At 69.5% G+C, this 13,450-nt stretch carries 8 protein-coding genes and 2 pseudogenes; 7 read left to right on the forward strand and 3 right to left on the reverse strand.

Annotated features, from left to right (window positions below; all coding sequences use genetic code 11):
* From yidD to rpmH, 3 genes and pseudogenes are all read right to left on the reverse strand, one after another.
* A complete protein-coding gene (yidD, locus tag JW613_RS04080) occupies positions 1-291 on the reverse strand; it encodes a membrane protein insertion efficiency factor YidD (protein ID WP_099882804.1) in 291 nt (96 codons plus the stop codon).
* A 59-nt stretch (positions 292-350) separates the two neighbouring features.
* Positions 351-716 (reverse strand): annotated as a pseudogene (gene rnpA, locus JW613_RS04085) (ribonuclease P protein component); the annotation flags it as partial.
* A gap of 24 nt (positions 717-740) precedes the next feature.
* On the reverse strand, positions 741-878 hold the full coding sequence (gene rpmH, locus JW613_RS04090; protein ID WP_099882808.1) for a 50S ribosomal protein L34: 138 nt from the start codon (positions 876-878) through the stop codon (positions 741-743).
* 1,435 nt (positions 879-2,313) lie between these two features.
* Here rpmH and dnaA point away from each other — a divergent pair.
* From dnaA to gyrA, 7 genes and pseudogenes are all read left to right on the forward strand, one after another.
* Positions 2,314-3,525, forward strand: a pseudogene (dnaA, locus tag JW613_RS37090) (chromosomal replication initiator protein DnaA); the annotation flags it as partial.
* A 902-nt stretch (positions 3,526-4,427) separates the two neighbouring features.
* Complete coding sequence (gene dnaN / locus JW613_RS04100) at positions 4,428-5,558, forward strand: DNA polymerase III subunit beta (protein WP_099882812.1); 1,131 nt, start codon at positions 4,428-4,430, stop codon at positions 5,556-5,558.
* Positions 5,559-5,634: 76 nt separating this feature from the next.
* Entirely contained in the window at positions 5,635-6,573 is a 939-nt protein-coding gene (gnd, locus tag JW613_RS04105) for a phosphogluconate dehydrogenase (NAD(+)-dependent, decarboxylating) (RefSeq protein WP_209209338.1), read from the forward strand.
* A gap of 10 nt (positions 6,574-6,583) precedes the next feature.
* Positions 6,584-7,726, forward strand: a complete 1,143-nt coding sequence (gene recF / locus JW613_RS04110) for a DNA replication/repair protein RecF (RefSeq protein WP_209209339.1) — start codon at positions 6,584-6,586, stop codon at positions 7,724-7,726.
* Complete coding sequence (locus JW613_RS04115) at positions 7,723-8,286, forward strand: DciA family protein (protein ID WP_372447897.1); 564 nt, start codon at positions 7,723-7,725, stop codon at positions 8,284-8,286. The genes recF and JW613_RS04115 overlap by 4 nt, the downstream gene beginning before the upstream one ends.
* Positions 8,287-8,548: 262 nt before the next feature.
* Positions 8,549-10,675, forward strand: coding sequence for a DNA topoisomerase (ATP-hydrolyzing) subunit B (gene gyrB, locus JW613_RS04120; RefSeq protein WP_209209340.1), 2,127 nt, complete (start codon positions 8,549-8,551; stop codon positions 10,673-10,675).
* Positions 10,676-10,820: 145 nt separating this feature from the next.
* Positions 10,821-13,433: a DNA gyrase subunit A gene (gene gyrA / locus JW613_RS04125; RefSeq protein WP_209209341.1), complete on the forward strand. Its 2,613-nt coding sequence runs from the start codon at positions 10,821-10,823 to the stop codon at positions 13,431-13,433.
* Positions 13,434-13,450: the final 17 nt, after the last annotated feature.

The following is a 13,450-nucleotide window of genomic DNA, read 5'->3' on the forward strand; positions in this document are numbered from 1 at the left end:
TCAGGCTCCTTGGGCGTTGGACTGGGTCCGGTGCTGCTGCCAGCGGGAGCGGATCCGCTGGTGCCATACCGGGTGCTTCCGGGCGGGGACATGGTCGACGCCACCGGGCGACCACGGATTGCAGCGCAGAATGCGCCAGGCCGTCAGCGCCGTCCCCTTCACGGCGCCATGGCGGTCGATGGCCGTGTAGCCGTAGTGCGAGCACGACGGGTAGTACCGGCACACCGGACCGAGCATCGGACTGACGGTCCACTGGTACAGCTTGATCAACCACAGCAGCGGGTACTTCACTGAGCTCTCCCTCCCGGTTCGCGGCCGGGATCCCGGGGGCTGTCCCCCGAGGCAGCTGAGCGAGGGGACCCTTTGAGCAGCTTCCGCAGCGCGGCATCCAGCTCTCGGGCCAGTTCCACATGGTCCGCGTCCGCCGCACCGGGTTGCGCCCGTACGACCACCAGGCTACCGGGGGGCAGCTGGGACAGGCGGTCCCGTAGCAGATGCCGCAACCGCCGCTTCACACGGTTACGGACCACCGCGTTACCGACGGCCTTGCTCACGACGAAACCCGCACGCACCGGGGGAACCTCTCCCCCCGACGCATGCGGGTCCGTTCGGCTGCGTAGATGTACGACGAGGAGCGGGCGACCGGCCCTGCGTCCTCGGCGTACCGCGGCCGCGAAGTCCTCGCGCCGCCTCAGCCGGTTCTCGGTAGGCAGCACGTCATGGACCTGTGGTCAGGCTGCTCAGGCCGACAGGCGGGCGCGACCCTTGCTGCGGCGGTTCGCGATGATCGCGCGGCCGGCGCGGGTCCGCATGCGCAGCCGGAAGCCGTGGGTCTTCGCGCGGCGGCGGGTGTTCGGCTGGAAGGTGCGCTTGCTCACTCGGGGGCTCCAGAGATGCTTCGTGCCCCACGGTCACCGTGGGACTGGGTGTGGGGAGTCGACCGGCTGTCACCGTGCGCCCACGAGTAGCTCGCAACGCCCGAGTGTGCACCGCTTCATGATCGTCCGGGAACACCGGGTGATCTTGCCCATCGGAGGCAGGCGGCAGCAGCCGTCGACACTCGACCTGGTTACGGTACGCGGGCCCGCGCCATCCGGTCAAACCAGCACCGACGGGGCCCCGGCCGCCGCCCTGCGGTTGCCCGACGACGAACCGCCCGCTGCCCGGCTACTGCACTCGTGCACAGCCTGTGGACAACGACTTGAACGGGGCAGGTCCGCGTGACTACCGTGGCCGAACTTCCTTTCCTTCCCGACCGTCCCGAGAACCATGCATTCGTGGGATCTGGTCGATCACCGGACGACCGTCACACAGCGAGTGACCCGTCACCCAGCGAGTGAGAGAGCGTGCCCCGTGGCTGACCTACCTGCCGATCTTGCCGCAGTGTGGCCACGGGTGCTGGACCAGCTCCTGCGCGAGGGGCAGGGTGTCGAGGCGAAGGACCAGCGCTGGCTGCGGGACTGCCAGCCCCTTGTCCTCGTCTCGGGCACGGCGCTGCTGGGCGTCCCGAACGAGTACGCGAAGGGTGTCCTGGAGGGCCGGCTCTCGCCGCTGATCACCGAGGCGCTCAGCCGGGAGTGCCAGCAGCCCATCCGGCTCGCGATCACGGTGACGGGCCCGGCCCCCGAGGCCCCGGCCCCCGCCATTCCCTCGCCCACGCAGCCCCCCGAGCAGCAGCAGCCCTCACAGCCGCAGCAGCATCAGGGACAGCAGTCCCCGCAGCAGCACCAGCCACCTCAGCACCAGCAGACGCCCCAGTCGCAGGGCCAACCCCAAGGCCAGCCCCAGGGCCAGCCGCCCGGCCAGTCGCAGGGCCACCCGCACGCGCACCAGGAGCGTTACGAGCAGGAGCGGTACGGCGAGGACAGGTACGAGCAGGACCGGTTCGAGCAGTACGAGAACCGCGACATCCCCGGCGCCCGCTCGGCCTACCCGACGGACTACCCCCACAACACCCTCCCCTCCGGGGGCTCCGGAGCCCCCGGAGCCCCCGGAGCCCCCGGAGGTCCCGGCGGCCCGGGGGCCGCGCCGTCGTCCTGGCAGCAGCCGCGCGAGCCGTACCCCCCGCAGCAGCACCAGTCGCGCCAGCCCTACGAGCGCCAGCAGCAGCCGTACGACCAGCAGCAGTCCTACGAGCAGCAGAGCTACGACCAGCAGGGCGGCGGCTACGACCCCGGTCAGGGCTACGAACGCGCCGGTGGCCAGGGCTACGAACGCGGCGGCCAGAGCTACGAGCACGGGCAGAACTACGACGGCGGCCAGGGCTACCAGACCGGCCAGGGCAGCCAGGGCTACGACCAGCAGACGTTCGAGCCGTACGAACAGCAGCACCAGCAGGCGCCGCAGCACCAGCAGCGCCCCCGTCCGCAGGTACCGCCCCAGGGCCGGCCGCCCGCCCCGCACTACGACAGCCCGGCGCAGCTTCCGGCGCCCAGCGGTGCGCCGGGTCCGCTGGCGGCGCAGCCCGCGCCGGCCACGGGCCCGGGGGAGCCGACGGCACGGCTGAACCCGAAGTACCTCTTCGACACCTTCGTGATCGGCGCCTCGAACCGCTTCGCGCACGCGGCGGCCGTCGCCGTGGCAGAGGCGCCCGCCAAGGCGTACAACCCGCTGTTCATCTACGGCGAGTCCGGGCTCGGCAAAACGCATCTGCTGCATGCGATCGGGCACTACGCGCGCAGCCTCTACCCGGGCACGCGGGTGCGCTACGTCAGCTCGGAGGAGTTCACCAACGAGTTCATCAACTCCATCCGCGACGGCAAGGCGGACGCGTTCCGCAAGCGCTACCGCGACATGGACATCCTGCTCGTCGACGACGTCCAGTTCCTGGCGGACAAGGAGTCGACGCAGGAGGAGTTCTTCCACACCTTCAACACCCTGCACAACGCCAACAAGCAGATCGTCCTCTCCAGCGACCGGCCGCCCAAGGCCCTGGAGACGCTGGAGGACCGGCTGCGCAACCGCTTCGAGTGGGGCCTGATCACCGACGTCCAGCCGCCCGAGCTGGAGACGCGTATCGCGATCCTCCGCAAGAAAGCGGTGCAGGAGCAGTTGAACGCGCCGCCGGAGGTGCTGGAGTTCATCGCCTCCCGTATCTCGCGCAACATCCGGGAGCTGGAGGGCGCCCTGATCCGGGTGACCGCCTTCGCCAGCCTCAACCGGCAGCCGGTCGACCTCGGGCTGACCGAGATCGTGCTGAAGGACCTGATCCCGGGTGGTGAGGACGCCACTCCGGAGATCACCGCGCCCGCCATCATGGCCGCGACGGCCGACTACTTCGGGCTGACGGTGGACGACCTGTGCGGGTCCTCGCGCAGCCGCGTCCTGGTCACGGCACGCCAGATCGCCATGTATCTGTGCCGGGAGCTGACGGATCTCTCGCTCCCCAAGATCGGCGGCCAGTTCGGCGGCCGCGACCATACGACGGTGATGCACGCCGACCGGAAGATCCGCGCTCTCATGGCGGAGCGGCGCTCCATCTACAACCAGGTCACCGAGCTGACCAACCGCATCAAGAACGGCTGAGCGCACTCTGGGGCGCCCCCTGCCCAGGTCGTGGGCAGGGGGCGCCCCTTGCTGTGCGTTGCAGGCTGCCGGTGTTCCCCCAGCCTCCGGCCCGGAGGTGCCCCAGGCTTGTCGCGCCCACACGGCGGAGCCGCACATTGAACACAGCCCCGCGCCCCTGAGGGGGTGCCGGCTGTTCGAATCAGGTGGCGCGGAGCGCCCCGGTCCACAGCAATCGGCGGTTTACCGCTTCCACACCCTGGGGACCTTTCCCGTTGTCCCAAGGGCATCCACAGCGGGCCCGGTCGGAGGGTGGTTTGCCGAGGTCACTCGGCTGTGTACTTGTGGGCGCCCGGCGTCCACAGCATGTGGAGGGCGGCTCGGGCGCCGGCACGGTCCGCGGCTTGTCCACCGGCCGCCCACAGGATGGGGGTTCTTTTCCCCAGTGATCGGCCACTTCTCCACAGAGCTGTCCACTGTTCGGCAACGCAACGCGCCCGCTCACCGGTCCGAGTGAAAGCCGTCACATCGAGGCCGAGGTTTGGGCTGTGGGAAAGGCGGGGAAAACTGTGGGCGCGGCTGTGGGGAAACCACCCCTGCCTGTGGGCGGGGTGTGCAGAACTTTTCGCCGTCCACAGAGAACCCCGCTTCCTCCACGGGTCCACCCACAGGCGCGGTGGACAAAAATCCCGGCCTGAGCTGCGGAAACGTGCTTTTCCACCGTTTCCACAAGCCCTACTACTACGACGACACCTAGAGAGCCCGGGAATCGCTTCGAAGTGGGGGCTGTGCACAACTCGGCGCCGCGGGTCCCGACCCGGATCGCGTCGACTTGACCCGCGCCCGCACCTGCTGTCAGTCCGGTGCGTCAGACTGGTGCCCGGCAAAGCACGAGCAGAGGCAGCAGCAGGAGGCGGCTGAACGTGAAGATCCGGGTTGAACGCGATGTGCTCGCGGAGGCGGTGGCCTGGACGGCCAAGAGCCTCCCCGCCCGCCCGCCGGTGCCCGTGCTCGCGGGCCTGCTGTTGAAGGCGGACGACGGCACCCTGAGCCTCTCCGGCTTCGACTACGAGGTCTCGGCGCGGGTCTCGGTCGAGGCGGAGGTCGAGGAGGACGGCACGGTGCTGGTCTCCGGCCGGCTGCTGGCCGACATCTGCCGCGCCCTCCCCAACCGCCCGGTGGAGATCTCCACAGACGGTGTACGGGCGACCGTCGTGTGCGGCTCCTCCCGCTTCACCCTGCACACCCTGCCGGTGGAGGAGTACCCGGCGCTGCCGGAGATGCCGTCGGCCACCGGCACCGTCCCCGGCGAGGTCTTCGCCGCCGCTGCCCAGCAGGTCGCCATCGCGGCCGGGCGGGACGACACGCTGCCGGTGCTGACGGGTGTGCGGATCGAGATCGAGGGCGACACCGTCACGCTGGCCTCCACCGACCGGTACCGCTTCGCGGTGCGCGAGTTCCTGTGGAAGCCGGAGACCCCGGACGCCTCGGCGGTGGCCCTGGTGCCCGCCAAGACGCTGCTGGAGACCGCGAAGTCGCTCAGCGGTGGCGACAGCGTGACGCTGGCACTGTCCGGCTCCGGCTCCGGTGAGGGGCTGATCGGTTTCGAGGGCGCCGGGCGGCGGACGACGACGCGGCTGCTGGAGGGCGACCTGCCGAAGTACCGCACGCTGTTCCCGACGGAGTTCAACTCCGTGGCGGTGATCGAGACGGCGCCGTTCGTGGAGGCCGTCAAGCGCGTGGCACTGGTGGCCGAGCGCAACACCCCGGTGCGGCTCAGCTTCGAGCAGGGGGTGCTCACCCTGGAGGCCGGTTCCAGCGACGATGCACAGGCTGTGGAGAGGGTCGACGCCGATCTGGAGGGCGACGACATCTCGATCGCCTTCAACCCCGGCTTCCTGCTGGAGGGGCTGAGCGCCATCGACTCGCCGGTGGCGCAGCTGTCGTTCACGACCTCGACCAAGCCGGCTCTGCTCAGCGGCCGGCCGGCCAAGGACGCCGAGGCCGACGAGGCCTACAAGTACCTGATCATGCCCGTCCGGCTCTCCGGCTGAGGTCGTATTCGGCTGGGCGTAGGGTCGAATGCGAACGAAACTGCGACAACGTGAGAAGCACAGCTAAGGGGCAGTGATGGAGCTCGGTCTGGTCGGTCTCGGGAAGATGGGCGGCAACATGCGTGAGCGCATCCGCCGCGGGGGCCACACGGTCATCGGGTATGACCGGAACCCGGACGTCGCCGACGTGGGCAGCCTCAAGGAACTGGTCGAGTCGCTCAGTGCGCCGCGCGTGGTGTGGGTGATGGTGCCGGCGGGTTCGGCCACCCAGTCGACCATCGACGAGCTCGGCGAGCTGCTCTCCCCCGGTGACCTGGTGGTCGACGGCGGGAACTCGCGCTGGACCGACGACGAGAAGCACGCCGACGAGCTGAAGGCCAAGGGCGTCGGCTTCGTCGACTGCGGTGTCTCCGGTGGGGTGTGGGGCCTGGAGAACGGCTACGCGCTGATGTACGGCGGCTCGGCCGAGGACGTGGCGAAGGTGCAGCCGATCTTCGACGCGCTCAAGCCCGAGGGCGAGTTCGGCTCCGTCCACGCGGGCAAGGTCGGCGCCGGCCACTTCGCCAAGATGGTCCACAACGGCATCGAGTACGCGATGATGCAGTCCTTCGCCGAGGGCTGGGAGCTGCTGGAGGCCGCCGACTCGGTGACCGATGTACGCGAGGTCTTCCGCTCCTGGCAGGAGGGCACCGTCATCCGCTCCTGGCTGCTGGACCTGGCGGTCAAGGCGCTGGACAGCGACGAGCACCTGGACGCGCTGCGCGGCTACGCGGCGGACTCGGGCGAGGGCCGCTGGACGGTGGAGGCCGCGATCGACAAGGCGGTGCCGCTGCCGGCGATCACCGCTTCGCTGTTCGCACGGTTCTCCTCCCGGCAGGAGGACTCTCCGCAGATGAAGATGATCGCCGCGTTGCGCAACCAGTTCGGTGGGCACGCGGTGACGGCCGCGGAGAAGTCCGGGGAGCCGGGCGCCGACGCCCCGGGGGCCGACGTCACTCCGCCCACCGGAGGCTGACGGCCAGGCGATGCACGTCACGCATCTCTCGCTCGCTGATTTCCGCTCGTACGCCCGGGCCGAGGTGCCGCTCGGTCCGGGCGTGACGGCGTTTGTCGGGCCGAACGGCCAGGGCAAGACGAATCTGGTCGAGGCCGTCGGCTATCTCGCCACGCTGGGCAGCCACCGGGTGTCGGCGGACGCGCCGCTGGTGCGGCAGGGCGCCGAGCGCGCCGTCGTGCGTGCACAGGTGCGGCAGGGAGAGCGCGAGCAGCTGATCGAGCTGGAGCTGAATCCGGGCCGGGCCAACCGGGCGCGGATCAACCGCTCGTCGCAGGTGCGGCCGCGCGATGTGCTGGGCATCCTGCGGACGGTGCTGTTCGCGCCCGAGGACCTGACGCTGGTCAAGGGCGACCCTGGTGAGCGGCGCCGGTTCGTGGACGAGTTGGTGACGGCCCGCGCCCCGCGGATGGCGGGGGTGCGCTCGGACTACGAGCGGGTGCTCAAGCAGCGCAACAGCCTGCTGAAGTCGGCAGCCATGGCGCGGCGGCACGGCGGTCGGGGCGTGGATCTGTCGACGCTGGACGTGTGGGACCAGCATCTGGCGCGGGCGGGGGCGGAGTTGCTGGCGCAGCGGCTGGATCTGCTGGCGGTGCTGGGCCCGCTGGCTGACAAGGCGTACGAGCGGCTGGCGCCGGGCGGCGGGCCGGTCGCGTTCGAGTACCGGGGTCCGGTGTCCGGCGCGGCCCTGCCGCAGGCCGCGGGCGGGAGCTATACGCAGGAGCTGTACGCGGGGCTGGTCGCGGCGCTGGGCGAGGCCCGTAAGCAGGAGATCGAGCGCGGCGTGACGCTGGTCGGCCCGCATCGCGACGATGTGCTGCTGCGGCTGGGGGAGCTGCCCGCGAAGGGGTACGCCAGCCATGGCGAGTCGTGGTCGTACGCGCTGGCGCTGCGGCTGGCCGCGTACGAGCTGCTCAAGAGCGAGGGGCACGAGCCGGTGCTGATCCTGGACGACGTCTTCGCCGAGCTGGACACCAGACGGCGTACCCGGCTCGCGGAGCTGGTGGCACCCGCCGAGCAGGTGCTGGTGACCGCCGCGGTGCCGGACGATGTGCCGGATGTGCTGGCGGGGACGCGGTTCTCGGTTGCGGACGGGGAGGTGACCGGGCTGTGAGCGATCCCGGGTCCGGGCAGGAGGACACCCCGGCCGAGCGGGAGCCGCAGAAGCCGCCCGCGACCAGTGGTGTGGATCTGGCGCGGGTCGCGCTGCGTGCGGCCAAGGAGCAGGCGCGGGCGCGGGGGGCCGAGGCGCAGCAGCGTCGGCAGGCCCGCCGGGGCGGTGGGCTGCGTTCGGGCGCCCGGCGCGACGGTCGGGACCCGCTGCCGCTGGGCGCCGCCGTCAGCAGGCTGATCGCGGAGCGGGGCTGGGAGACCCCGGCGGCGGTCGGCGGGGTGATGGGGCGCTGGCCGCAGCTGGTGGGGCCGGAGGTGGCGCAGCACTGCGAGCCGCAGCGGTACGACGAACAGGAGCGCACGCTGCTGGTGCGGTGCGACTCGACGGCGTGGGCGACGCAGCTGCGGCTGCTGGCGCCGAGGCTGGTGGCGCGGCTGAACGAGGACCTCGGCCAGGGCACCGTACGGATGATCAAGGTGCGGGGTCCTGAGGCCCCGCGCAAGGGGTACGGACCGCTGCGGGCACCCGGTAGCAAGGGTCCGGGCGACACGTACGGGTGAGGCTGGGAGCCCTTCGGTCGCGGTGTGTGTGCGGGCCGGGACAGCCGGAGACGGATCGAAGCGCTCAGTGCCACTGTGAGGCTCTTGGCCCCCCGGTCCAGATATGGGGAGTCGACGGACGCCAGTTCAGGGCGCCACATGTGGACTCAGGCACCGGCAAACCCCCACTCGTGTCGCGGCCACCGGTACACTGGGGGACTACCGCACCGTTGCGGAACATGTCGAACGACGCAGCCGCTCCGCCTTGCCCTGGAGACGGCCTGTGCTGTGCCAGAAAGGGCGCTTCGTGGCCGATTCCGGCGATCTCAACGAGAACGACAAGACGACTCCGCCGCAGTCCGCGGAGGTGACCCCCGAACGGGTAGCTGAAGACGGTGCCGCCGTGCCCGACCCCGCGGGCGGCGGCGCTTCCGCGTCCGCGCAGCAGGCGGGCGCCGGCACCGAGGTGCCGTCGTACGACGCGAGCGCGATCACGGTCCTGGAGGGACTGGACGCGGTTCGCAAACGGCCCGGCATGTACATCGGGTCGACCGGTGAGCGTGGCCTTCATCACCTTGTGTACGAGGTGGTCGACAACTCCGTCGACGAGGCGCTCGCCGGGCACGCGGACACCATCGAGGTGGTGCTGCTCGCCGACGGTGGCGTCCGGGTCACCGACAACGGACGCGGTATCCCGGTGGGCATCATCCCGTCCGAGGGGAAGCCGGCCGTCGAGGTCGTGCTCACCGTGCTGCACGCGGGCGGCAAGTTCGGCGGCGGCGGGTACGCCGTCTCCGGCGGTCTGCACGGCGTCGGTGTCTCCGTCGTCAACGCGCTGTCCACCAAGGTCGCCGTCGAGGTCAAGACCGACGGCTACCGCTGGACGCAGGACTACAAGCTGGGTGCGCCGACGGCTCCGCTGTCGCGGAACGAGGCCACGGACGAGACCGGCACCGTGGTCACGTTCTGGGCGGACAGCGACATCTTCGAGACGACGGACTACTCCTTCGAGACGCTGTCGCGGCGCTTCCAGGAGATGGCGTTCCTCAACAAGGGGCTGACCATCTCGCTGACCGACGAGCGCGAGGGGCACGTCGACGAGGACGGCAACCCCAACACCGTCCGGTACCACTACGAGGGCGGTATCGCGGACTTCGTCCGCTATCTCAACTCCCGTAAGGGTGAACTGGTCCACGACAGCGTGATCTCCTTCGAGTCGGAGGACACCGAGCGGATGCTCTCGGTCGAGATCGCGATGCAGTGGAACAGCCAGTACAGCGAGGGTGTCTACTCCTTCGCCAACACCATCCACACCCATGAGGGCGGCACCCATGAGGAGGGTTTCCGGGCCGCGCTGACGGGGCTGATCAACCGGTACGCGCGCGACCGCAAGCTGCTGCGCGAGAAGGACGACAACCTCACGGGTGAGGACATCCGCGAGGGTCTGACCGCGATCATCTCCGTCAAGCTCGGCGAGCCGCAGTTCGAGGGCCAGACGAAGACGAAGCTGGGCAACACCGAGGCCAAGACGTTCGTCCAGAAGATCGTCCACGAGCAGCTGACCGACTGGCTCGACCGGAACCCGAACGAGGCCGCGGACATCATCCGCAAGGGCATCCAGGCGGCCACGGCGCGGGTCGCCGCGCGCAAGGCGCGGGATCTGACGCGGCGCAAGGGGCTGCTGGAGACGGCTTCGCTGCCGGGCAAGCTCTCGGACTGCCAGTCCAACGACCCGGTCAAGTGCGAGATCTTCATCGTGGAGGGCGACTCGGCGGGCGGTTCGGCCAAGTCCGGCCGTGACCCCGAGTACCAGGCCATCCTGCCGATCCGCGGCAAGATCCTGAACGTCGAGAAGGCACGGATCGACAAGGTCCTGCAGAACGCCGAGGTGCAGGCGCTGATCTCGGCGTTCGGCACGGGCGTGCACGAGGACTTCGACATCGAGAAGCTCCGCTATCACAAGATCATCTTGATGGCGGACGCCGATGTCGACGGCCAGCACATCAACACCCTGCTGCTCACCCTGCTCTTCCGCTTCATGCGGCCGCTGGTGGAGGCCGGTCACGTCTTCCTGTCCCAGCCGCCGCTGTACAAGATCAAGTGGAGCCGGGACGAGTACCAGTACGCCTACTCCGACCCCGAGCGCGACAGCCTCATCCAGCTCGGCCGCGAGCAGGGCAAGCGCATCAGGGACGACTCGGTGCAGCGCTTCAAGGGCCTGGGCGAGATGAACGCGGACGAGCTGCGGGTCACCACCATGGACATCGAGCACCGTGTCCTGCGCCAGGTGACCCTGGACGACGCCGCGGCCGCCGACGACCTGTTCTCCATCCTCATGGGCGAGGACGTCGAGGCCCGCCGCTCGTTCATCCAGCGCAATGCCAAGGATGTCCGGTTCCTGGACATTTAGGCGGCTGCCCCATGAGCCGAACGCGCCGGCCGAGTCGGTTTGACAGCCGCCGGACCCTCTCCGCCGTGGCTTGTCGCCGTTGCGGCGGGAAAGTTTTCGCCGTAACGCGCGACTGCCGCGCATACCCCAAGGACCTGATCTGAGCATGGCCGACGAGATCCCCACCACCCCAGAGCCGACGCCCGAGAACGCCCCCGCGCCCGACAGCGCGCTGGTGGACACCGAGGCGGGTGCCCGCGTCGAGCCCGTCAGCCTCGAGACGGAGATGCAGCGCTCCTACCTCGACTACGCGATGAGCGTGATCGTGAGCCGGGCGCTGCCCGACATCCGCGACGGCCTCAAGCCGGTGCACCGCCGGGTGCTGTACGCGATGTACGACGGCGGCTACCGCCCCGAGAAGGGCTACTACAAGTGCGCCCGCGTCGTCGGCGACGTCATGGGCACCTACCACCCGCACGGTGACACCTCCATCTACGACGCACTGGTGCGGCTGGCGCAGCCGTGGTCGATGCGGATGCCGCTGGTGGACTCCAACGGCAACTTCGGCTCGCCGGGCAACGACCCGGCGGCGGCCATGCGGTACACCGAGTGCAAGATGGCCCCGCTGGCCATGGAGATGCTCCGGGACATCGACGAGGAGACCGTCGACTTCCAGGACAACTACGACGGCCGCAACCAGGAGCCGACGGTCCTGCCGTCCCGCTTCCCCAACCTGCTGATCAACGGTTCGGCCGGTATCGCCGTCGGTATGGCGACCAACATCCCTCCGCACAACCTGCGGGAGGTGGCCGCCGGTGCGCAGTGGTACCTCGACCACCCCGAGGCCTCCAACGAGGAACTGCTGGATGCCCTCATCGAGCGGATCAAGGGCCCGGACTTCCCCAGCGGCGCGCTGGTCGTGGGCCGTAGGGGCATCGAGGAGGCCTACCGCACCGGGCGCGGTTCGATCACCATGCGGGCCGTGGTGGAGGTCGAGGAGATCCAGGGCCGCCAGTGCCTGGTCGTCACCGAGCTGCCCTACCAGGTCAACCCGGACAACCTCGCGCTGAAGATCGCCGACCTGGTCAAGGACGGCCGGATCGGCGGCATCGCCGACGTCCGCGACGAGACGTCCTCGCGTACGGGCCAGCGGCTCGTCATCGTCCTGAAGCGGGACGCGGTCGCCAAGGTCGTCCTCAACAACCTCTACAAGCACACCGATCTGCAGACCAACTTCGGTGCCAACATGCTGGCACTGGTCGAAGGCGTGCCGCGCACCCTGTCGCTGGACGCCTTCATCCGGCACTGGGTCGCGCACCAGATCGATGTCATCGTGCGCCGCACCCGCTTCCGGCTGCGCAAGGCCGAGGAGCGCGCCCACATCCTGCGCGGGCTGCTCAAGGCGCTGGACGCGATCGACGAGGTCATCGCGCTGATCCGGCGCAGCCAGACCGTCGATGAGGCCCGCGAGGGGCTGATGGGGCTGCTGACGATCGACGAGATCCAGGCCAACGCGATCCTGGAGATGCAGCTGCGCCGGCTGGCCGCACTGGAGCGGCAGAAGATCACCGCCGAGCACGACGAGCTGCAGGCGAAGATCAACGAGTACAACGCGATCCTCGCCTCCCCGGAGCGGCAGCGTCAGATCATCGGCGAGGAGCTGCGCGCGATCGTCGACAAGTTCGGCGACGACCGGCGTACCAAGCTGATCCCCTTCGAGGGCGACATGTCCATCGAGGACCTGATCGCCGAGGAGGACATCGTCGTCACGATCACCCGTGGCGGCTACGTCAAGCGCACCAAGACGGACGACTACCGGGCCCAGAAGCGCGGCGGCAAGGGGGTGCGCGGCACGAAGTTGAAGGAAGACGACATCGTCGACCACTTCTTCGTCTCCACCACCCACCACTGGCTGCTGTTCTTCACCAACAAGGGCCGCGTCTACCGGGCCAAGGCGTACGAGTTGCCGGACGCCGGGCGGGACGCGCGCGGCCAGCATGTGGCGAATCTGCTGGCCTTCCAACCGGATGAGCAGATTGCCGAGATCCTCGCCATCCGGGACTACGAGGCGGCCCCCTATCTGGTGCTGGCCACCAAGTCCGGCCTGGTCAAGAAGACGCCGCTGAAGGACTACGACTCGCCCCGCTCCGGCGGCGTCATCGCCATCAACCTCCGCGAGATGGATGACGGCCGCGACGACGAGCTGATCGGCGCCGAGTTGGTCTCTCCCGACGACGATCTGCTGCTGGTCAGCAAGAAGGCGCAGTCGATCCGCTTCACCGCAACCGACGAGGCGCTGCGTCCGATGGGCCGGGCCACCTCCGGTGTCAAGGGGATGAGTTTCCGCGAAGACGACGAACTCCTCTCGATGAATGTCGTGCGGGCGGGTACGTTCGTGTTCACGGCGACCGACGGCGGGTACGCGAAGCGGACCAACGTGGACGAGTACCGGGTCCAGGGACGCGGCGGTCTCGGCATCAAGGCCGCCAAGATCGTGGAGGACCGGGGGTCACTGGTCGGCGCGCTGGTGGTCGAGGAGACCGATGAGATCCTCGCCATCACGCTCGGCGGCGGTGTGATCCGTACGCGGGTCAACGAGGTGCGGGAGACCGGCCGTGACACCATGGGCGTTCAACTGATCAACCTGGGCAAGAAGGACGCGGTTGTCGGCGTCGCACGTAACGCCGAAGCCGGTCGAGAGGCCGAGGAAGTGGAGGCCGCGGCGGGTATCCCCGAAGAGGGGGAGCAGCAGGACGCGCCCGACCCGGACGACGACTAGGACAACTAGGAGCAGGG

It is taken from the genome of Streptomyces smyrnaeus, assembly GCF_017676345.1.
GTDB lineage: Bacteria > Actinomycetota > Actinomycetes > Streptomycetales > Streptomycetaceae > Streptomyces > Streptomyces smyrnaeus.

Coding starts and splice junctions, on each gene's coding strand:
- gnd (WP_209209338.1), top strand. CDS start 5,635: ATGGAGCTCGGTCTGGTCGGTCTCGGGAAGATGGGCGGCAACATGCGT.
- recF (WP_209209339.1), top strand. CDS start 6,584: ATGCACGTCACGCATCTCTCGCTCGCTGATTTCCGCTCGTACGCCCGG.
- gyrA (WP_209209341.1), top strand. CDS start 10,821: ATGGCCGACGAGATCCCCACCACCCCAGAGCCGACGCCCGAGAACGCC.